We start from the raw sequence: 22,294 nt of genomic DNA on the forward strand, positions 1-22,294 counted from the left end.
ATACGCAATAGACCCCAATCGGGACTTACTTATTGAAACTTTTTTTAATCACTATCCAGCTACTCTAATTGTGGATAAACAAAAAAGCCACCCGTGGGTGGCTTTTGCATGCTATATAAAGATAGTTATTTCACGTACCTGAACTTGGTATTGGAAAGGATTTTGTTGGCCTGTTCCAGCTTCTCCGGAAAAAGTACCTTGCGCGAAAGCGCGTCAAGCTCTTTGTTGACTGTTAGAGTTACCCCAAAATCTTTCGCTCCCTTTAACTTTGTTTTCTTTTTCATTACTCAAATTTACTAATTTTCCGTTTCAATAAAAAGCCAAAGTAATTCACCCCTCTTTCAAACGGCACATCCAGAAAGGCATTCATATCCCTTACTATTCCAAGTATTTCAAAATCAAGCATTAATCGCTCATAATTAAGAGTAATAGCCATCCTGTAAAGCCTTGTCCTTTCAGGAGTACTTCCTGAAAAAAATACAGTCTTTTCAGGATAGTTACGGGTGAACTCATAGACTGCTACAGCAACAGTGGCAAGTACCTTGTTTCTGTCTCTATTATTGTTCACCACTAAATCATCAATGGAGCCGTCCTGACATATGTCACCAAAAGATAGGTTATACATGTCGGGAATAAAGGTTGCCTGGAATTGAATTATTTTGGGAATATCACCCATAGGGCCACTACTAATGAATCGATATTCTAACGAATCTGATGAAATTTCCCATTCAGTATATCTTTCATAATTCATACGTCTGTAGACATACGAAATTCAGAGGTCTCAGGATTTACTTTTTCATATTACAAGAGAATTCCAGCATCTGCCCAAACTTTCCTAATTTCCGCCTCTCCTAAATCACCCATGATGAAAAAGCTGAGTCTCTTATGCCTGTTCGTAGCCTTTGCCAGTACCCTGTTAGCCCAACAAAAGGATTTCGAAGGAACTATTACCTACACAGTAGAAACAAAATCCAACATGCCAGGCATCAGCGACCAGATCTGGAAAACGATGTTAGGGTTGGGCGATAAGCTGGAGGTGATGATCAAGAAAGGTAACATGCGCCGTACGACGGTTTATGGAGACGAATACTATATCCCGCAAAAGCAACGGGTATATATCAAGATCAAAAAGATCGACACGTTGTATTATCTCGATTATGACAGCGACACCACCCAGGTGATCAATGTCGAAAAAAAGACTGAGCAAAAGAATATCGCCGGTATAGATTGTAAAGCGATTGTCATAACAACAAGCAAGGGAAATACCAAACTATTCTATGCCCCCTCGCTGTACCAGAATCCTGAATACAACAAGAATAATAAGATCGGCCACTACGATGCGTTTATCCGGGAAACCAGCTCCATATGGTTAAGCTATACGGAGGAAAACAAGGCGTATACACTAAACCACCAATGCACCTCCATCAAACAAACACCCGTAGATGATGCTGTTTTCAACCTGCCTGCACTGCCGGAGAAAAAGTTTACGTATGAAGCCATCAGTGTACCCGCACGATTTTCCGGTAGCGGTGGCTGGAACAAATACCTGCAGAACAACCTGAAGGGTGATCTGGCAGTTAAGTACCTGAAGATTCCTCGGGATCAAAATACTGCTACGCAGGAAGTGATCGTCGACTTCCTTGTCGACGAACAAGGGCAGGTTTCCAACGTATCGGTGAGAAATAAAAAAGAAGTACACGCCAAACTCGCCGAAGAAGCGATACGTATTGTTATCGAATCACCCCGATGGAAACCCGCTACCGTATTTGGCGTCAAAGTGCCGCAGCAAATGACACAGCCGGTAGTGTTCCAGGTAATGAAGTAATCCTTTATCTTTAGTCGGCTCCCGTTACTTAACCCAAGCCGACCAAAACATGAGAAAAATTAATTACCTGTCCGTACTCCTATTATTAATCTGCTATAGTAGTATTGCTCAACCTGCTTCCACAGATACTTTGCGCCAGCAATACCAGGCAGGACAAAGGATGGTGAGCCGCAGCTTTGCCGGTTATTTCTATCCCAACAGGAATGAGTTGTACGCACTACAGGAAAAGGCTTTTGTCCGTATCGTCGATTCGTTGCGGCAAACCTTCCAAACCGGGCTTGATCGCTATAAAGCCCAAAGTAATCAGACTGATAAAGGTTTCATTACTGCAGAAGCAACAGATATCCGCTTCTTCTTCGACAGGTTTATACTCGACTATCCCTATTTTCATGAAACGGTTACCGGCAAGAAAGTCAAGCTGTCCTCACCTGCACAAAAGCGGCTGGACGCTAATAGGGCGTTCTTTAATGATACCTCCTTCCTTAAAAGCGAAGATGTTAAAGCTTATATCAGGGCTTTCCTGCGCCATCAATCGTCTATCGAGCTCACCGCCCCCACCTACAGGACATTCGATAACCAACGGCTCATGGCCACCTTGCAGGTAATACCCCGCTATATTCAAAACGAAGACTGCCGTGAATTTTGGAAGCATGAATACCTGAACAATCATATCGAGAACTTTGGTGTGAAGCACCTCGATCCGTTTATGCACTCCTATGGCCTTACCCATAGAGATACTACACGTTTCAGAAAGCTCAACGCCGCTTACCGGGAAGGACTGCAGGAACGGAGTAATCACCTGATCGAGACGTACAAAACAGTAGATGGTTTCAAGCTGGATATTCACTTGTTTTTGCCCGATAGCACACTGACCACACCAAGACCCGTGATCGTGTATTTCAGTGGTGGCAGCTGGACGGAAGGTAATCCGGAATGGGCCTTTTACAACTGTGCTGCCTATGCAAAGAAAGGTTGGGTAGCCGCTTCGGTAGAATACCGGCTGGCCGACAGCCATGGCTCTACGCCTTTCGAAGCGGTAAAAGATGCCCGGTCGGCCATACGCTGGCTGCGCCAACACGCTGCAACGTATCGTATCGACACAAACAGGATAGTGGCAACAGGCAATTCGGCTGGTGGTCACCTGGTGCTGGCAACAGCACTGGCCAATAAATGGAATGAAAGCACAGACAACCTGCTTTATAGCGCCACTCCTAACCTACTATTGGTGAATGCCGGGGTGTATGACTTTATTACTGATAAAAACACTGCCTGGGTTGCAAAAGACCTGAAAGATAAAAACACGGTGAAAGAGATATCACCGGTACACCTGGTGCGAAAAGGTTTGCCCCCCATGCTGCTGATCCATGGTACTGGCGATCAAAGTGTGCCTTATTCAACCGCCCAGGCTTTTGCCACTGCATCCCAACAAGCAGGTAACGACCTGGAGTTTCAAACGCTGGAAGGGGCAGGTCATGCAATATGGTTCGACAGAAGATTTACTCCAAAGATATCAGCCTTGCGTACTGGTTTTCTGAAGAAATATGGGTATGAATAAAATACCTACTTTTTTAGCTTGCCGGGTGGCATGCCAAACTTCTTACGGAAGGCATTACTGAAATGCTGCACAGATGAGTAGCCTAAATTATCAGACACTTCCTTGATGGTGCTATCGCCTTGGAGCAACAGGTCGCGGGCTTCATTGAGTTTGTAATCGCTCAGGTAGCCAAACACGGTATTGTTGAACACCTGCTTGAACCCCTGCTTTAGTTTAAACTCATTGATGCCTGCTATCCGCGCCAGCTCAGTAAGGGAAGGTGGCTGTAAGGCATTTTGCAACAAGTATTCCCGCGCATACATTATGCTCTCTTTATCGTGGCCGCTAATGCTGGTGAACAATTGTCCTCCGGATGACCTTTTCGCGATATCCTCATACATCTGCGCCTGTAGCGTCAACAGTTCGATGCACTTGGATTGCAGGAACAACAGCTTCAACCCGCCTTCAAAGCCTCCATGCATAATGTCGCGGATGCACTGATGCATGGCAAATGAAATGGGCAGGTTCTGCTGGCTGAGCAGGGCTGCTTTATCGCTCTGTATGATCTCTGCAAAACGCATAAGCCCCGGACTGCCCTGCCGGGCCAGTTCTATAAAGAAGTCTTTGGTAAAATGTACTTCGAAGAATTTGTAGCGAACATTCTGTCCATAATCACCACTGCCAATGAAAATGGGCATGTAGTGCATGTTGTGGTGGTTTTCGCGGAAGTGGTATTGGCTACCGGTCACCGCATCCCGCATGGTACCTCTGCCTGCCAGGGTAAAATGCATTTCTACCAAATCGTCATGGTCCAGCATTTCAAAATAGAGCAAACGGGCTTCGTACAATTGCATATCGCCATACACGATGTACACACCAGGAAATGCCACCCTCACCAGCTCTGCATCACCAAAAGGGAAACTGAATATCTCCCGCTTTTCCGTTACCAGCGGTTGGCTGATAGCATCCCGGTAAAAGTCATCACTGAAAATGAATTTCTCGCCATCACCATCTTTGATACTGATACGCATAAAATCCGTTTGGTGTAAATCTTTATCCGTTTAACATAACAATGCCCATTACGGTTGTAGATACTTTTGTAAAGTTAACCATCCATTGATTAATACCGTTATATTCCATGCCACAAATTCCAAAATGGCTGGCTGATACGATGATCACTGTAGCCAATCCCTGGTTACGACAGGCCGTAGTTGCCAATATAGCCATGATAACAGACGAGTTAAAACAAGTCACCTTCAAAGGCGACTTCGATCACGAGAACTTTCTACCCGGAAAGATTGTCCAGTTTAGGGTGGACGATACCAGTTTCCGACATTACACGCTTTCCTCATTCAACAAACAGCAGGGACTATGCACGGTGCTCTTTTACCTGCATGGTAAAGGCCCCGGAAGTCAATGGGCATCCAGCTTACAGGAAGGACAACAAGTGAAGTTCAGAAGTGGTGAAGGAAAACTGCAATATGATTTGCAGGCTAAACATCATTTCTTCTTTGGTGATGAAACATCGATTGGCTTGTTCAACTGGTACAAGACCACTGCCCTCGCCTGCAGCCATGAGTACTTTGGTGTACTGGAGCTGCAACCACAACATGAACCTGCATTGCCTGCCCTGAAGATCATGGTCGACAGTGTGCATACGGCTATGGATGCCCCTGCAGTGAATGCCATCACCTGGATGGAAGACATGCATCCTGATTGCTGGGCCAACTGGAAGGGCGCTACCTTCTACCTCGCAGGCAGGGCCATGTCCATTAGCAGGTTTAAAAAGTATTTGTTGGATAAAGGTGTGGAGGCAAAGCAGATACGAACAGATGCGTATTGGGCTGATGGAAAGAAAGGACTGTAATCTCAATAACAATCCATTAGTATCTGCCCGTGAGATTGGTAGAAGCTGATGGATTTGTTGTTTTGCGCCTGGCAAACAGTATCCAGCCATTCGATCACATCATGCTGCATAGAGAGTGATCCACATAGCATCAGCACACCACCTTGTGCAAGTGTTTGCGCTACAAAACCGGCATCCTTCGCCAGCAGATCCTTCACATAGTGCTTGTCTCCTTCTCTCGAATAAGCCACCTGTAAACTGTTCAGTTGTTTATTGGCCAATGAGTTTTCCATCGCGGCAGCAAAGGGCGCAAAGGATGACCGATAACGAAAACCGCAGTATAAATAACAGGCTGTTGCCGGTGAGTGTTGTTCTATCATGCCCAGGAAAGGCGCAATACCAGTACCATTGGAGATCATGATCACCGCTGGTGCTTTGGCCGGGAACTGGAAGTGTGGATTGAGCACTACTCTTGCTTCTATACGATCACCCGGTGCAAGCTGGTAGAGGTAATAAGACCCCAGTCCTTCCGGATGCAATTTTACACTCAACTGAATAAGCCCATCCACTTTGCCAATAGAATAAAGACGTTCCCGGTAATCATTGGCAGGGTACACAGCCAGCAGATCACCCGAAGTATACTTATTCCTCCAGGATGGTTTAAGCCTCACGATAAATGGTTCGTCAGCATGCGCAGCATCCGTTTTCTCCACCACTACCATCGTTTCAAGGCCCGCTGGTTTTTGACGTAAAGTCTCCGGCAAAGCAATACCGGTAAGCCCTGTCTTTTGCGACCAGGTCACCAGCCATTGGTTGAACTGGTCAGGAGATCTGTCTTCAATCGTATGTATTTCCAGTAATGGTACTGCCCAGCTTTGTATAGAAAGCAGGTTGTTTACTTCGAAAGCAAACTGGCAGAAGTCGGGATACGCATGTGAACCAAACCCAACTACAGAGAAATGAACACCCGGCTGCTGCGGATATTTTTTTACCAGTGAGGAGAACCGCTTTGCGTTGGTAGGGGCATCACCACGGCCATAGGTGGCAGTTAGAATGATCAGGTGTTCTGCTTTGGGAAACACCTTATAATTATTGAGCTCTGTAAAATACGCCTTCTCCCCTTGCGCGATCAGTTGCTGATACAGCGCTTTGGCAAAGCCCATCGTACTGCCTTTTTCTGAACCCGTAAGAATGATGAAGCGGCAATCTTCCGGTTTGTATTTATTGCTGGCGCGGTTGGCCAGTCGTTTCAAACTGATAACAAAGCCTGAGTAAATGAAGAACAGGATATTGATAGAAGCAACAGCCAGCACAATGGCCCAGATCACACTCACTCGGCCCGTATGCCAATCAAGACTGAGTTGCGACAATATCCTCGTCATGGGATACACGACTTCACTAAGCGTTTCACCGGTAAACTGGTTCACGGCGATCTCCCGGTCTTTCAGCTTCAGCATGAAGTAATCTTCCGGGAACTCAGAGAAAGGATACTCCACACTTTGCACCTGCGATAGCTTGATCTGTTTGAACAGAGGAAAGTCGGCAGGCTTCAGCGCAGGCTCTTCTTTAATAGAATCTTCGTTGATCTGGTGGGTAATCTTCTTTTCAGGCAGCAGGTGAAAATTATCCAGCGACAGCCAGGTGCCGGTCAACGCGATCAATATAATAGGGATCAACATTAAGCGTCCCAGCACCACATGATAGTATTGGGAAAAATGCTCTTTTACTACCCGCGTAAAGAAACGTTTCCAGCCACGTTGGCGCTGTATCACCAGTATCGTGCCTGAAATAGCTATGAGCAAAAGAAGAAAAGCGGCAAGGCCAACGAAAAAACGCCCTGCTTCATGTAGGAACAATGAACGGTGCAAGGCCGTGACCCACTGATAAAAAGCATGTTGCCTGGTGGGCTTGCCCAATATTTTGCCAGTGCCGGGGTCCACATATACTTCCACGGCCTGCTTACTGCTATCAGTACCCTGCACCACCACAAACTGATGCGCATCGACCGTGATCTTAGTAATCGATTTAAAAGATGGCTGAAGAGCCGGAATGGTTTCTGCCAATGTAAGCTCATCGAAGCGATCTCCTTTATAAGAAGGCAACTTCCCCGTGATTGGCTCGAAGGCGAGCACAATACCGGTTACAGCTGCGAGGGTTATAAAAAGAAAAGAAGATACGGCCAGTGCGAAATGGCTGTATCTCCATACAGAGATCGTCATGAGTACTTAATTATTTTGAGCCAGCCTTACGTAGCGGATATACCCGGAGCCATCCACCTTACTGGCGAGGCCTTCTGTAGTAACAGGTATTTCCACATCCTTCTCGTGGTATTTCTGGTCTTCCACTGCTGTTTCAAATCGTAGTTTGTATCCCGCATTGATCTTTGTGTTCTCGATCTCCAACACAGTTACCGAACGATCACCACCGGTTACGGAAGGCCCTGTAACAGCATCTACATCTGCCGGCTTCTTCTTACGGAACTTGTCCCAGGACACCAGCGTATTGTACCATTTCTTATCTGGCCCCATTACCCGCAATGTCTTTTCATAATTGCCTTTGGGGTCTATCAGCGACACCACGATATAAGCACCCTGTCCTGTGTAATTGGTCATTTGCACCAGGCATTTATATTGCGTGCTGCCAGCCTTCTGGGCCTTGCTTTCAATGGGTAGGAAGTAAAGGATCACCAGGGTAAATACTATCTTACAAAAACGCTTCATCATCTTTATTTTAGAAAATCTACGGATACATTGGTTTTAGACAATTGCTCGTTCTCTTTAGCCAGGTCATAGGCTGTTTCCTTGAAGGAGGTGGTTGCATCTTTTTTAGCGCCGATTGACAACAGGTATTTAAGGATAGCGTCATCTTTGGAAACCATCGCTGCTTTGTGCAGCGGCGTGATGCCTTCCTTATTCTTGGCGTTTACATCTACCTGCAATGTTTCTATGCGTTTCAACAGAGAAAGGTCATTCTTGATAATAGCCAGGTGATAAAGCGTATTGCCATCTTTTTGCGGAGTGGCAGGGCTGAATCCAGCCTGGCTGAGGATGGCCAGTTTGGCGCTGAACGGGTCCTGTGCCGGTTGAGCACCAGGTCCACCACCTGTACCATAAGATTGCACCAGGTAATAAGCGAGGTTATTGCCTGCCCCATCACTCACCTTCACATCAGCGCCATTGCGCACCAGGAACTGAACAATCTCAGGAGAATTGCTGCGGACCGCCATCGTCAATGCAGTAGCACCTTGCTTATTGGGTTGGTTGATATTAACGCCGGGCAACAGCAGCGCCAGCGTGGCAGTATCCCTATTACTGGTAGCAGCATTCATAAAAGGCGTATTGCCTTCATTATCGGTTTGCTTTAACGATGCTCCTTTAGAAACAAAATACTTGATGAGCTCCTGCTGGTTGGGTCTGCGTGCCAGATTATGCAGCGCATTCTCACCATTCTTATTCACTGCAGAAGCCTTGATATTAAGGCTCTCCAGGTATTGAAATACGGGCAATCCATTGCCGCCACCACGGCCGCCCTGACTGGCCATGATCATAGCATTGTCGGTATATTTAACACCTTTTTGCAGCAGCGTTTTCATCAATTCGATATTGCCGCTTCTCGCTGCATAATTGAATGCCGTATTGCCGGCAGCATCAGTTTCCTGTAGAGAAAGACCTTTCGATACCAGGTAATTGGTCAGTGCAAAATCTTTGTCGTTGGCGATGCCTGTCAGCAACAAGCTGGCGCCCTCCTGGTTCTTTTGTTTGATATCGCCACCACCCTTGATCAGCGCCTCAAACACGGGTATATTGGCAGCGCCACCGCCGGAAGCAAAGCCAAAGACAGTACTGCCATGGCTGTCGCGCAGGTCCAGCTTAGCGCCTTTTTTGATCAGGTATTCTACGATTGGGAGATTGCCGCGGGCGGCAGACCAGAAAATATAAGTGCGTGAGTCATGCGTTATTTTGTTGACATCATTGCCTTTCTGCTCCAGCAGGAAGGTGATCACTTCTGTAGAAGCATTGGCATTGATGGCCAGCACCGTCGGGTCGAAAGAGGAGCGGTTAAATGCTGCAGGGTCATTGCCCTTGGCGATCTCGGCCTTTACAGCGGCCACGTCCGGATTCGTTTTCCAGAAAGCTGCATCTAATAATGTGTTTTGCTGGGCCTGCGCCAGAAAAGATGTCAGTACAAAAAGAGTTACCAATAATCGTTTCATCTGTATATACTTTACCTGATAAGGGGTGAAAATGAAGTGTTTATCAACAAAGAAGGGTACATATATGATCTATCGGCAAAAGTAGCCATCACCCCTGTGTTTCATTTACACAATCCGGAAAATTATCAAGCGGCGGGAAAGTTTATATCCGGCTGGTGCCTTTCATCACATAGATTGCCGACGTACGAATAAATTCGTTAATCTTACATAGTAACCTGCAAAACTACAGCCATGAAAAAGTTTTTGCTAACCGCTCTTGTAGCGGTTGCGCTGCTTATTATACCAGGGCATGAAGCGTTCTCGCAAACAACCTCAAAGTTGAACGGAACAGTTTCAGACAGCAGCAGATCTATTCCATTAGTTACTGTCCGCATTTTCAAAAAGAACAATACGGTTCCCTTAGAAACCACTTTATCAAAGGATAACGGCAGCTACCTGCTCAACAAACCGGATACCGGGACCTACACACTTTCCTTTACCCATACAGGTTTTGCAGAGAAAAGTATCTCCGTAAAAATTACTTCGGCAACCGGCGATATGCAGATCGATCCTGTACAATTATCAAAGGCAACTGGCATGCTGAAAGAGGTGGTGGTAAATGCACGAAGGCCAATGGTGGAACAATCGGATGATAAGATCGTATTCAACGTAGAAGATGATCCCACCAACAAAACAGAAACGGCCATCGACATTTTGCGCAAGACCCCTTTTATCACAGTAGATGGCGAGGATAATATAAAGATAAACGGCAAACCCAATTTCCGTGTATTGCTCAATGGCCGCGAAACATCCATGTTTGCCAGGAATGTCAAAGAAGCATTAAGAGGCTTTCCCGGAGCCATCATTTCAAAGATAGAAGTGATCACTTCCCCTTCTGCCAAATACGATGGCGAAGGCATAGGCGGACTCATCAACATCATCACGAAGAAAAAAGTAGCAGGCTACAATGGTTCACTATCCACCTTCTCCCGCACCAGCGACAAGTTGAACAACTTTTCAGTGAATGGTAATGCCAAGTTTGGCAACATTGGCCTAAGCGTTTTCTTCAATACTGGTTTTAAGGACCCCGTGTTGCAACACAATACCAACACAACCACCCCTGCCACGCAAAATATATACACGAAAAGAACGCTCGATGGAGATCAGCATGCCAGCTCGGGCTGGAATTTTGGCAATGCAGAATTAAGCTGGGAGCTCGATAGCCTCAACACGATCAGCCTGTATGCCAATATCGACAGTTGGTCCAACAAGACGGTGGGCGACCAAACGATCACCACTGATTTCAATGGCCAGCCTTCTACAGTGAGTTACTATCACCTGTTTAACAAGGTCAACAATCCGGGCGTAACAGTGGGCAGCGATTACATAAAGAAGTTTAAAAAGAATAAGGACAGGGAATTTAGCCTGCGCTTTTTAGGAGAGTTTGGCAAGAATGATGCGGAGCTCAACAGTTTCCAGGACAACCCCGGCACGGATCGCTACCTCATCAACAATAGCCATGCTGTCAATAACCAATATACCATCCAGGCCGATAACATCATCCCGATCAATAAAAGCAGCAAGATAGAAGGCGGCTTAAAAGCGATCCTGCGACGCGCCAGCTCCGACTTTCAAAGTCTTATCAAGCATGTTGAGTCTGATGGTTATAAAACCAACCCTGCCAACACCGACCGGTTTAAATATGGCCAGGATGTGATCAGCCTGTACAGCATGTATAACCTGCGGTTGAAGAAGTCTACCATCCGTGCAGGCCTGCGCGTTGAATATACCAATATAGACGGCGACTTTACCTCTTCCAAAACACAGGTGAAAAGCAGCTACACTACCCTGCTGCCCAATATCCAGTTCACCAACCGGATGAGCCCCGTAACAACGCTCGTATTCAATTATACCAAAAGATTACAGCGGCCCTATATCTGGGACCTCAACCCATTTGTATACAACAATGATTCGTTGAATATCTCTTTTGGCAATCCCGATCTGGGCCCTCAAACAGCCCATGCGCTATCTGCCCAGGTGCGGTTCAATAAAGGCAATACGTTTATAGGGATCAATATAGATGGTAGCTATAGCGACGACAAGATCCTTCAATATTCATCTTTCGACCCACAAACAGGTATTACGAAAACTACCAGCCTGAATATCGGCAAAGAGTTTCAAGCTGGCCTGAACCTGAACCTGAGCACCAGGATCACTGAGAAGTGGAATATCTATATTGGAGGTTCAGTCCGGTACAATAAGGTAACCAACAACTCGGATGCATCGCAATCCAACAATGGTTTTGGTTATGATGTGGGACTCAATACTACCTATAAGTTCTCAGAGAAGTTCATGGCGAGCAGTTTCTTTGGATTTTGGCAGGAACTCCCCACCATTCAAACCACCTACCCTTTCAATACCTGGCACAATGTTGCCCTCAATTATAAGGTGTTTAAAAACAAGATCAATATTTCTTTAAGGGGCGTAAACTATTATGAAAAGAATCGTGAATTCACGAATACCACCAAAGACAAGAACTTTTACAATACCAATATGACCCGGGTGATCAGGGCTGGCGGAGTACTTGCACTGACCTGGAACTTCGGTAAGCTCACAGAAAGTGTATCGAAGAAGAAAGGCGTCAATAACGATGATATGCTGACAAAACCTGCGGCGCCTTCTAACTAATCATACCAGGTCGACGATATTATTTTTCAAAGCATACAGCACCAACCCGGTAACATTGCGGCTACCGGTTTTCTGCAACAAGTTGGTTCGGTGCCCATTCACGGTCTTCACACTGATAAAGAGCTTTTCGGCTATTTCCTCGGCAGTATATTGGCGGCAGATAAGCTGCAATATTTCTTCTTCCCGCCTGGTGATCTGCGTTAGCAATTTTACGGTCCTAACCTTTTTTCCGGTGTTATGTTGTAAGGCCCGCAAGGTGCGCTCATTGATATAGGCGCCCTTTTTATGAACAGATATAATGGCCTCCTGTACTTCTCCGGGATCGACATCTTTTACCAGGTAGCCATGTGCGCCATGATTGATCAACTGCGTGATAAAGTTCTCATCTTCGTGAACAGATAAAATAAGGATCTTCATATCCGGATAAGCTTCCGCCAGCGCCAGCGTCACATGAAGTCCGCTAAACTCTTTCTGTCCATGTGGCGGTAGTGACAGGTCCACCAGCATTACGTCCGGAAGGACAGTACATTTATTTAACTTATCTATAGCCGAATAGCCGTCGGCACATTCAAACACCAGTTCAAATTCAGGCCAATTGCTCAATATCGCCTTCATCCCTTCTCTGAAAAGCAGTTGATCTTCTATTATGCCTACGTAAATCTTGTTCTCCATAGTCATGCATAATTTAGACGGTTTATGAAATAGCTTCAAGGGGTATTTTGACCAGCGCATAAAAGCCGGGCTGCTGCATACTATTGCCCATTTCGAATACCCCATCCAATGCACTTACCCTTGCCTCTATACTTTTGTGACCTAATCCATTGGCATTATTTCCGCTTATACCAATACCATTATCAGTATATCTAAAAGTAACCTGTTTCTCTTCAACAGTAAGAAGTATATCTACCTTATTTGCCTGCGCATGCCTGATCGTATTGTTGATCAGCTCCATAGCGATCCGGTACAATCCCAGGCTAACAGGAAAAGCTAATTCTTCAGCGTTTGAATCATTGACAAGGTTCACCGCTATATTCCCGGCACTGTTCAATTGCCTTGCCACACCCTCCAGGGTTTTCAATAAACCAAATGCCTCTAATTGTGGCGGCATTAGCCGGTGACTTATGCTGCGTGTACTTGCCATGGCAGCTTCCGACAATTGGCGGGCGTTATGTACCGACTTCATGACACCTTCCGGCAGTGCTTCCCCCTTTTGCTCTATCAGCATCAGGTGCATTCTCATCATCGAAAGTGCCGCTCCCAGTTCGTCATGCAGGTCCTGCGCAATCCGCTTCTGCTCCATTTCCTGTACACTAATGCTATGCCGCAACAATTCAGCACGATGCCTGTTCTTCAACTCCTCCTCTCGCAGTTTTTGCGCATACAGGCTTTTCTGAAAATACAGACTCAGCAACACTACGCCCCCGGCAATGATAAAAATAACGATTGCCATAGGGAGCAGCACACTTACAACATTGGTGTCTTTGATCGTTTCCATAAACCGATAATAAAACAGGTATACATTATTATGGAGAAGAAAGAGTGCAATACCCAGGTATACAATGCTATCATTCCCTGAATACGATGCACAATAGCGGTTCCAAAAAAAGAAATAAGCAGGGTCGAGGAATAATAAATGAACAAGCCCGCGTTGATCCAATTCAGGCTTTTACTGTCGCTCCACAGAGAAGCTTTTACGATACGGTTTAAAAAAACGGTAAAAGTAAAAATAGCCAGAATAATGATAAGGACAGATTCTGTTGTCAACGCATAAGAACAGAATGTAAAGATATCCTGAAAATAGAGAGCGTTGACAATGGTATACAATAAAAATAATATGGCCGTCAGCCATATTATTTTGGTAGGCATAAACTTATGCAACAAGGTAGTATAGAACCATGCCAGCAGCACAAAGCCGATGCCCACATATAAGTGCAAAAGGGGCATATTGTTATGTCGCAGGAACCAAAGCAACAAGGACCCCATCTGTATAAAGCCCGAAAAGAAAATAAACCAGGAAAATACTTTTAACTCCCGGCCCAGGCTTTTATAACAGTATAAAGCATACAAGGTGGTCAGAAGTATAGGAACATGCGATAAAAGGATAATAATTTTAGGTACTATCATTTTTTTACAATGGGTGAAGGCGGATTGTCAGCACATGTACTGGGGCAAGGGGCATTTAGATCGAGCATGTATTTGTCGCTATCCCCATCCTGCGCTGCCGGATTTTTATACTTGCCTTTACTGTTGAGATAAACATCAGTACCACCAATAGAGTCGGTTAAATCGGCTCCCTGGACAGGCAATATGTACAATTTAAATTTCAGGAGAGAGTCAACGGCAAGGTACACCCGGGCATATTTATATTTACATTCTTTTGAATTGACCAAATTGGATGGCAAACCCATAGCAGCCAGCATATCGATAGCCCGTATAGTATAAGCTGTAATCGCTGTCGTAGTGCCGAGCTGGGGCTGGTTAGCATATTTAAGCACGGTATCCTGTATGCTTTTAAAGCGCCCTATATCCTCTGAAGCAACAGCATAAGGCGTAAGTACGAGCTGCACTGAATCTAAAACATCCGGCGATCCGCCTTCATTACTATTGTCAGCCACTTTGTCATTACACGCCGCTGCCATAGCCGTAACGAACACAACCAGTAGCATTTTGCAAATGATCTTTTTCATGTCTTTAGTTTTTGGTTAATAACGCCAACACATATCCATTGGCAATACAATATTAAAATGTTTATCCATTGTGGAACGCAGCCAACAGACGGCATGACCCCAAAAGCAGTATTAATACCTGCCTTCCGTTTCAAAACAGGTATTTATACCTATACGCTGTTTGGGGCCAACAGCGCATTATATACTGTTTTCAGAAACAGTTATTTATCATCTTTCCCGGCAGCAGGGCATGTAGCAATTTTGAGGTATCAAAAGCTTTTGAAAACCAAGTGGAGGCTGTCATCACTTTAAAAACAGACCTGTCCGCACAGGGCACTAAAGCGGGGGCGCAATCCGAAAAGCCTTACGAGTAGGACAAAAAACTTAACACTATGTCACAGTATTCAATCGTTTTCAACAATCAATCTACTAATGATGGAACCTTTTGCTGCTTTCAGCAGGATGAAGACATGAAGATTTCAGGAGTAATGTCACTGGCTTGGTTCGCCAAACGATGCGATACCAATTCGAGCTGCACTTTTAACTGGACAATAGATTACAGCTTTATTTGGGCTGAGACAGGCATACTAAAACCAGGTATCACCTTCCAGGCTTCACAAACCATCCCCGCCGACTTAGCGCAAAACAACCTGATCACACTCGATTATGATGGAGCATTTCATTTCGGCGCCAAGGGAAGCGCTACTCCTCAGGGCAGTCTCTATGTTGAGGAAACCGGCAACATACCGCTACAAAAAGCTTCGGTAGGAATAGGTATGTCGCATGCAGGAACATTCGTAGTACAGGCAGAGCCGAACATGGATGTTACCTTCACCCCTCACCCAACTTACTATGTGGCATTTGGTGATTTTGAGCAAGGAGAAGTGCTGGATGTGCAACAAATGACGGAAGGTGCAAAAATCGAGTTCCCTCCGAATGTATATGTAATGTATGCCACATTGGATGCAGCCAATACATGGCATGTATCCGCAACACCACCTACTATATCCAAAGACAAAAGCAGCAACTTCAGGAAAACACTGGCTGTGTAATCCCCCAATGCAGGCAATGTAAACAGGAACTGAAAAGGGGTTGTCAAAAATGTTATTTTGACAACCCCTTTTTTAATCAACCTATACGCAATGTGAACTTTGAAACGCTCGCCTCTCTAATAGTTGTTAATAGAATGCAGTATACAACGCAGCAAGAATACCGAGTATGATCACCGAACCAACCATGAACACGGGTGATACCTTAAACATGGACCTCTCGATAACAACCGGCTCACCCTTACCCTCTTTGCGCGGCCATAGGAGGCTCATGGCCACCATTACCGCAATAATCAGTACAAAAGTGATAGTCATACGATCGAGGAAAGGATAATCGGGGAACGCCCCGTTTGTCCAGGATGGCAGGAATTTCAGCAAAGTAGAAACAGGTATGGTGAGCAACGTGCCAGCCAGCGCAGCAGCAGCTGTCGTCTTTTTCCAGAAAAGGCCCAGCAGAAAGATAGCCAGGACGCCGGGCGATATAAAACCTACATACTCCTGGATAAATTGGTAAGCCTGATCGAGTGTACGCAACGCAGGCGCCACTACTGCAGCAATTAGCATAGCAATGATCACGGCCCACCTGCCGGTACGCACTACCTGTTTTTCACTGGCATTTTTATTAAAGAACTTCTTGTAAATATCCAGTGAATAGATAGTAGCTATGCTATTCGTCTTACCTGCCAGAGAAGCAACTACTGCCGCGGTTAAAGCCGCAAAAGCCATCCCCTTCAAACCTGCCGGCAATAAGTTCATCAACGTTGGGTAAGCATGATCAGGTTTTAAAACACCTTCAGCATCCACCATTTCCTGTTGAAACATACCATTCTGATGCATTACGTACATAGCAATCCCCGGCAGCACGGCGATAACGGGAATCAAGAGTTTCAAAAAGGCCGCGAATAAAATACCGTTACGGGCAGTCTTAAGATCAGCCCCCAATGCCCGCTGCGTAATATATTGATTACATCCCCAGTAACTCAGATTATTGATCCACATGCCGCCGATCAATACCGAAAGTCCGGGCAGGTCTTTATAATAAGGATGATCCGACTTGAAGATCATGTGAAAATGAGAGTCCGCTTTCTCTTGTAATAGAGACAACCCTTTCAATACATCTTTGCCATAGCCAAACTTTTCCGACAACAGCGTAAGCGCCAGATAAGTGGTAATAAGACCTCCGGCTATGAGCACCAGCACCTGCACCACATCAGTATAGCCAATCACCTTCATACCTCCCAGCGTAACGAGGATAGAACAAACACTGAGGCCAAAAATACACCAGGCAAAGCTGATGCCCGTAATAGAGGTAATGGCAATAGCCCCGAGGTAAATAATAGAAGTGAGATTTACAAATACATACACCAGCAGCCAGAACACGGCCATGATGGTACTCACCTTATCATTATACCGTTGCGCCAGAAACTGGGGCATGGTGTAGATCCTGTTCTTCAGGTACAGGGGAATGAAAAACACGGCCACAATAATCAATGTAGCAGCCGCCATCCATTCATACGTGGAAATTGCCAGCCCCAGGGCAAAACCTGAGCCAGACATACCAATAAAATGTTCGGCTGAAATATTGGAAGCGATCAACGATGCTCCAATGGCCCACCAGGTCAGAGAACCTTCAGCCAGGAAAAAGTCTTTGGAATCGGTGGTTGCTTTCTTCTTCTTGGTGTAGATGTATAATCCGTACAACGATACCAGCACGAAGTATACCAGGAAGACAACATAGTCTGCGGGTTGTAATTTATTCATATAGCAGTTGCGGACAGGGAATAGCCATCATGTATTGGCACAGCTGCCAATACATGTGACCTTTTGGTTAACCTATTTAAAAACGAAGCTTCTCAGGTAAATATTTGTCGGCCAGCTCCTGGTAGTAAGGCCTTAACTTGTTCCAATCCGGAGGAGTGGGATTTTTGGAATACAGATCATAAGGATTGAACAGCTTCACCCATTTCAGCATCTCACGATCATGATCGTCGAGCAGGTGATCATATTCCCCTTCCCGGTGCCAGGCATAAAAAGAATGGTAACGCAACATATACAGACCCGATTCAGGCAAACGATCCTTCATCATCTGGTATACATATTCATCATGCCCCCACGACATATCTACATTGCGCAGGCCGCAACCATGCGTATACACACCGTATTTGGTATTGTAGCGTTCATCGGAATAATCCGGGTTATTACTGAAGAATTCAGGGTATACTATTTTATTGGAATAGGCGCAGCCCACAGGGAAAGTATCCCCTACTACGGCCCATTGCGGCTCACCAAACAGGCAAAGCACCTTACCCATATCATGCATGAGCCCCACCATTACCATCCAATCAGGGTGCCCGTCGGCACGGATGGCTTCAGAAGTTTGCAGCAGGTGCTGAAACTGGTCCAGGTCAGTATCCGGATCGGAATCATCCACCAGTTGATTGAGGAACTGGAAGGCATCCCAAACAGGCATTTCTTTTTTATCGAATTTCAGGTAGTCGTTTCTCTTTTCCTGCACAAAGTCATAAGTCTGATACGTATGGTTCAGCCTGTAAAACTCTTTTACAGTATCGCGTCCCGGCGTTTCATAATTGCGGTACTCTTCCGTTTTCTTGGAAGTGGCAATAGACTCAGGATCAGGATAACGTTCCAACACGTCATCTTCCCATTCATCAAGACTTTGTAATGGATTTATTTCAGCTTCGGTCAATTTGTTTACAGGTGTCATACGGCAATCTTTAATGGATAATGTGGGCGGATTGTTTCCCTAATTTGCACATATTTCCTGCTCACTCCTTGTTAACGAACACTTTTATTTACGAAACCGGTTGCGAAATAGCTATTTTTGGCCCACACGCGTATAGTATGCCAAACATCAGCATGAAATTGTTAGCGAAGGAATTAGGCCTTTCATTATCGACGGTATCCAAGGTTTTTACAGACAGTCATGAGATCAGTGAACAAACAAAGCAGAAGGTGCTGGCAATGGCCAAACAGCTTAACTATGTGCCCAACCCTTATGCCAGCAGCCTGCGCAAAAGAAAAAGCAAAACAATTGCCGTTGTATTGCCGGAAGTGGCCGACAGTTTCTTTTCGGTAGCCATCAATGGCATCGAATCCATTGCCCGCGAAAAAGGCTACCATGTACTTATTTACCTTACTCATGAGCTGTTCGACCGCGAGCAGGCCATCCTGGCCGACTTCCAGAGCGGCCGGGTAGATGGCGTATTGATCTCTGTATCGAACGAAACCACCAACGACTCCCATATTAATGATATGATGCAGCGGGGTATTCCCGTGGTGTTCTTCGACCGGGTGTGCGAGGAAACCGCTACTACCCGCATCACCACCAATGACCGCGAAAGCGGCCGGCTGGCTACCCAGCACCTGTTGGAAAACGGCTGCAAGCGCATTGCCTTTCTCACCCTGTCCGAAAGCCTATCTATCAGCAGGAACCGGCTCGAAGGCTGTAGGCAGGCACTGGCAGCACATCGTCTTAGCTTCCAGGAAAACGACCTGGTATTATGCACCGACAAGGACGCCGACAACCGTGAGATCATCAAAAAGTTGCTGCAACGAAAAGACAGGCCCGATGGCATTATAGCGTCAGTAGAAAAGCTGACAGCAGGCGTATACCTTGCCTGCCGCGACCTGAAAATGGCCATCCCCAAAGATGTAAAAGTGATCAGCTTTTCCAATCAGTCCACAGCACCGATATTGAACCCCTCACTCACTACTATCACACAACCGGCTTTTGAAATGGGCAAAGCTGCGGCGGCAGCCTTGTTCAATAATCTCAAAAGGAACAACCAGCAATATAAACCCGAAACCATCGTAGTGCCATCGGTACTGGTTCCGAGAGAAAGTACTACGGGTGTGCATCAGGGATAAAACTTCAACAAAAGAATAAACAGAGGGTACGGTGCAGGCCGAATGCAGACTCGGCCCGCATACCGGATTAAGGGTTCACTTTTCGCTGTAACTGTTTCCACTCTATAGTACTACCGTGATTGGGATTGACACCAGCATCATTCGTACCCAATACCCTTCCCTGATTATCGATCCAATAATATTGATATTGCGTAGTCAGTTCTATTGGACTATTTGTATTGTAAGGATTTGTCCACGTATTTACTGCACCGAGATTCTCACGGAACTGGTAATTCTGCCGGTCAACTGATTGATTGCGCTCATCCGTCACTTGTTGCCACTTCGCCTGCGACCACGCCCGGTAAGCAGTCATGGCTTCCCCAAACGCTTTTGAGTTTTGCAGGTTCTGCTGCATAACACCCCGCATGCCGAATGCTGCCCCATTCGTAGCCGATAACTGTCGTGACACTTGTGGCAGCCAGCTGCTATAAGAAGCCCACTGCGACTGCTCCGACAACGCTGCCGTCATGGCCATCACGCAACCACCATAATAATTGGTGATATGACAAACCGCCTCTCCGGTATAGTTGCCACTTTGAAGACTATAGGCTACCTGGAACTTATACGCATCCTGAAAACCATTAACAGGCGTTGTCTTGATAGCATTGCTCAGCTGCAGGTTGGCAGGCCGCAAAGCCATCATTTTTTCGTACACGAATTGACCGGGGTTATAACCGGGCATCAGTCCGGAGTTACCTACCATTACGGTCATGGCTTGGTGGTCAGGCGATACGAGGGTAATCGCAAACTGTCCATCCTCCCCTACTTTCCAGCCCGGCGGCAGCGCGTAAGAGAAAAAGTTGCCTTGTCCGATTCTTAATTCCTGAGGCTTTTGTTGCAAGGATGCGTTGTTATTCATGGTATTCTTTTTTGAGGGTGATGATGGTTCTATAAGATGCATGTTGGCTGGCACTTTGAAAGTGCCCCTGTCCTTTAAAGAAGCGACGGGACTATTCCCGGCATTTTGACCACAACCCGACAAGGTAATACCGGTCAGTAACAGCAGGAAAGCAAAAGAAACGGGTGACTGTTTCATATTGTAGCTTTTTAGATTTGAAGATTTACTCCGTAAAAGTCGCCGGTATGGAGCCGCTAAAAAATACTCAATTTGTATTAGGCCGGGTGTTGGGCCAAGCCCATGACCGGGGACCCGGTCAGTTCGTAGAGATGCCTGCCCTGTTTGCAGATTTGGTTTCCTGCCGGAACAGGCCGGGGCTACTTTAGCCAAAAATCCCGTATGCATCGTTTCGCTTCCTGGCTGGCTGCTTTTATTAGCTGCTACATGCCCCTTGCTGCTCAGAAGAATCCTTTACCGGCCCTCGACCCGTCTACCAAAAAGGCAGTTATCGACAGCCTGTCGCAGGCGCTCAATAATTTTTATGTTTATCCGGAGCAGGCAGCAGCTATGACAAAACACCTGCAACAGCAATGGCAGAAACATAAGTATGATGCCCCATTGAATGGACCAGCACTGGCCGAACAGCTTATGACCGACATACGTACTGTACACAAAGACCGGCATCTGCAGATCCGGTTTGACCCCAACCTCCAACAAAGGATAGTAAGCTTCAACGCCACGAAACAACCAGACAGGACAGACGTTGCCCGCGAACAAAGAGAGAATTTCTATTTCAGGAAAGCTGAAGTGTTGCCCGGGAATATTGGCTATATCACTTTTACCAACTTCTCCGACACGAGTGAACAGGCAAGAGCCACAGTGAGAGCAGCCATGCAATTTGTAGCCTACACAGATGCATTGATCATAGACCTGCGCAATAACTATGGCGGTAATGGTATCATGGCAGGCGAAATAGCAGGTTACTTTTTCAAGGAAAAAGTTTATGCAGGACGTCGCTACAGCAGGATCGGAAATACATGGACCGATATGTGGCAGGAAAACAATCCCGCTCTTACAAAAGGATTAGTACTGAATATGCCGGTGTATATACTCACCAGCCAGCGGACCTTCTCTGCTGCTGAAGGCATGGCATACAGCCTGCAGCAATTGAAACGGGCGGTGGTGATCGGCGATACAACCCGCGGGGGCGCTCACCTCACCAGGAGCTTTAGTCTGGGTAATGGATTTGTTGGCTTTATTCCTTTCAGCCGCAGCGAAAGCGTTATTTCTAAGACTGATTGGGAAGGCACGGGTGTTATACCGGACACCAGGGATATTGAAAGCAATAGCCTTGTTACTGCACAAACAATCATCCTTGAAACGAAGCTGTCGACTACAGCAGATTCTACCGAAAGAAGAAAGCTACAATGGTTGATCAATTATTGTCGGGCACAAAACGTCACTATGCAGGCTACCCCAACAGAGATCAGCAAGTTTACCGGGCAATTCGAAGAGTTTCTTTTTACTACCACCAATCATCAACTGACCTGCACCAATACATCTCAACGCAATAGAACAAACAAGCTGACACCTGTCACTAACAACCTTTTTGTACTGGATGATGAATGCCAGGTAGAGTTCCTGTTGGATGCACAGGATCGCTGCAATACAATAAAGCTATATTGGCGCGATGGCTGGGTTGATGTTGTTACGAGAACGAAGTAGATCA

Annotated in this window: 20 protein-coding genes; 7 read left to right on the forward strand and 13 right to left on the reverse strand. The window is 46.0% G+C overall.

Going from position 1 to position 22,294, the window contains the following annotated elements:
- Window positions 1-125 precede the first annotated feature (125 nt).
- Together AC5JBY_RS29095 and AC5JBY_RS29100 are read right to left on the reverse strand one after the other, a co-directional pair.
- Window positions 126-284 carry a hypothetical protein gene (locus AC5JBY_RS29095; RefSeq protein WP_495908207.1) on the reverse strand — a complete coding sequence of 53 codons (159 nt, stop codon included), beginning with the start codon at window positions 282-284 and terminating at the stop codon, window positions 126-128.
- A complete protein-coding gene (locus AC5JBY_RS29100) occupies window positions 284-751 on the reverse strand; it encodes a DUF6934 family protein (RefSeq protein WP_495908208.1) in 468 nt (155 codons plus the stop codon). The genes AC5JBY_RS29095 and AC5JBY_RS29100 overlap by 1 nt, the downstream gene beginning before the upstream one ends.
- Window positions 752-865: 114 nt before the next feature.
- Here AC5JBY_RS29100 and AC5JBY_RS29105 point away from each other — a divergent pair, with 114 nt between their 5' ends.
- Both AC5JBY_RS29105 and AC5JBY_RS29110 read left to right on the forward strand, forming a co-directional pair.
- Window positions 866-1,825 carry an energy transducer TonB gene (locus AC5JBY_RS29105; RefSeq protein ID WP_495908209.1) on the forward strand — a complete coding sequence of 320 codons (960 nt, stop codon included), beginning with the start codon at window positions 866-868 and terminating at the stop codon, window positions 1,823-1,825.
- Window positions 1,826-1,874: 49 nt separating this feature from the next.
- On the forward strand, window positions 1,875-3,380 hold the full coding sequence (locus AC5JBY_RS29110) for an alpha/beta hydrolase (protein ID WP_495908210.1): 1,506 nt from the start codon (window positions 1,875-1,877) through the stop codon (window positions 3,378-3,380).
- A gap of 5 nt (window positions 3,381-3,385) precedes the next feature.
- On the opposite strand, the gene AC5JBY_RS29115 is transcribed toward AC5JBY_RS29110, so the two are convergent.
- Complete coding sequence (locus tag AC5JBY_RS29115; RefSeq protein WP_495908211.1) at window positions 3,386-4,390, reverse strand: helix-turn-helix transcriptional regulator; 1,005 nt, start codon at window positions 4,388-4,390, stop codon at window positions 3,386-3,388.
- Window positions 4,391-4,497: 107 nt separating this feature from the next.
- Between AC5JBY_RS29115 and AC5JBY_RS29120 the strand changes: the two genes are divergently transcribed.
- On the forward strand, window positions 4,498-5,226 hold the full coding sequence (locus tag AC5JBY_RS29120; protein WP_495908212.1) for a siderophore-interacting protein: 729 nt from the start codon (window positions 4,498-4,500) through the stop codon (window positions 5,224-5,226).
- Between the two features lie 2 nt (window positions 5,227-5,228).
- Here AC5JBY_RS29120 and AC5JBY_RS29125 read toward each other — a convergent pair whose 3' ends face one another.
- From AC5JBY_RS29125 to AC5JBY_RS29135, 3 genes are read right to left on the reverse strand one after another with little or no spacing between them, the layout of a single operon-like run.
- Entirely contained in the window at window positions 5,229-7,424 is a 2,196-nt protein-coding gene (locus tag AC5JBY_RS29125; protein ID WP_495908213.1) for a PepSY domain-containing protein, read from the reverse strand.
- Window positions 7,425-7,430: 6 nt separating this feature from the next.
- On the reverse strand, window positions 7,431-7,925 hold the full coding sequence (locus AC5JBY_RS29130; RefSeq protein WP_495908214.1) for a DUF2271 domain-containing protein: 495 nt from the start codon (window positions 7,923-7,925) through the stop codon (window positions 7,431-7,433).
- A 5-nt stretch (window positions 7,926-7,930) separates the two neighbouring features.
- Entirely contained in the window at window positions 7,931-9,418 is a 1,488-nt protein-coding gene (locus AC5JBY_RS29135) for an ankyrin repeat domain-containing protein (protein ID WP_495908215.1), read from the reverse strand.
- 231 nt (window positions 9,419-9,649) lie between these two features.
- Here AC5JBY_RS29135 and AC5JBY_RS29140 point away from each other — a divergent pair, with 231 nt between their 5' ends.
- A complete protein-coding gene (locus tag AC5JBY_RS29140) occupies window positions 9,650-12,085 on the forward strand; it encodes a TonB-dependent receptor (protein ID WP_495908216.1) in 2,436 nt (811 codons plus the stop codon).
- Here AC5JBY_RS29140 and AC5JBY_RS29145 read toward each other — a convergent pair whose 3' ends face one another.
- The 4 genes from AC5JBY_RS29145 to AC5JBY_RS29160 all read right to left on the reverse strand — a co-directional run bounded on the left by AC5JBY_RS29145 (window position 12,086) and on the right by AC5JBY_RS29160 (window position 14,772).
- A complete protein-coding gene (locus AC5JBY_RS29145; RefSeq protein WP_495908217.1) occupies window positions 12,086-12,757 on the reverse strand; it encodes a response regulator in 672 nt (223 codons plus the stop codon).
- A gap of 22 nt (window positions 12,758-12,779) precedes the next feature.
- Entirely contained in the window at window positions 12,780-13,580 is an 801-nt protein-coding gene (locus AC5JBY_RS29150) for a sensor histidine kinase (RefSeq protein WP_495908218.1), read from the reverse strand.
- Window positions 13,550-14,020, reverse strand: coding sequence for a hypothetical protein (locus AC5JBY_RS29155; protein ID WP_495908219.1), 471 nt, complete (start codon window positions 14,018-14,020; stop codon window positions 13,550-13,552). Before AC5JBY_RS29155 ends, AC5JBY_RS29150 begins: the two co-directional genes overlap by 31 nt.
- A 185-nt stretch (window positions 14,021-14,205) precedes the next feature.
- Window positions 14,206-14,772, reverse strand: a complete 567-nt coding sequence (locus AC5JBY_RS29160; protein WP_495908220.1) for a hypothetical protein — start codon at window positions 14,770-14,772, stop codon at window positions 14,206-14,208.
- A 371-nt stretch (window positions 14,773-15,143) separates the two neighbouring features.
- On the opposite strand from AC5JBY_RS29160, the gene AC5JBY_RS29165 reads away from it, so the two are divergent.
- Entirely contained in the window at window positions 15,144-15,803 is a 660-nt protein-coding gene (locus AC5JBY_RS29165; protein WP_495908221.1) for a RhiA family protein, read from the forward strand.
- Window positions 15,804-15,929: 126 nt separating this feature from the next.
- On the opposite strand, the gene AC5JBY_RS29170 is transcribed toward AC5JBY_RS29165, so the two are convergent.
- A complete protein-coding gene (locus AC5JBY_RS29170; protein WP_495908222.1) occupies window positions 15,930-17,561 on the reverse strand; it encodes a sodium/sugar symporter in 1,632 nt (543 codons plus the stop codon).
- 76 nt (window positions 17,562-17,637) lie between these two features.
- Complete coding sequence (locus AC5JBY_RS29175; RefSeq protein WP_495908223.1) at window positions 17,638-18,525, reverse strand: inositol oxygenase family protein; 888 nt, start codon at window positions 18,523-18,525, stop codon at window positions 17,638-17,640.
- 152 nt (window positions 18,526-18,677) lie between these two features.
- Here AC5JBY_RS29175 and AC5JBY_RS29180 point away from each other — a divergent pair, with 152 nt between their 5' ends.
- A complete protein-coding gene (locus AC5JBY_RS29180; protein ID WP_495908224.1) occupies window positions 18,678-19,688 on the forward strand; it encodes a LacI family DNA-binding transcriptional regulator in 1,011 nt (336 codons plus the stop codon).
- 67 nt (window positions 19,689-19,755) lie between these two features.
- Here AC5JBY_RS29180 and AC5JBY_RS29185 read toward each other — a convergent pair whose 3' ends face one another.
- A complete protein-coding gene (locus AC5JBY_RS29185) occupies window positions 19,756-20,763 on the reverse strand; it encodes a hypothetical protein (protein WP_495908225.1) in 1,008 nt (335 codons plus the stop codon).
- 201 nt (window positions 20,764-20,964) lie between these two features.
- Here AC5JBY_RS29185 and AC5JBY_RS29190 point away from each other — a divergent pair, with 201 nt between their 5' ends.
- Entirely contained in the window at window positions 20,965-22,290 is a 1,326-nt protein-coding gene (locus AC5JBY_RS29190; RefSeq protein WP_495908226.1) for a S41 family peptidase, read from the forward strand.
- Window positions 22,291-22,294: the final 4 nt, after the last annotated feature.

Source organism: Paraflavitalea sp., from assembly GCF_059502485.1.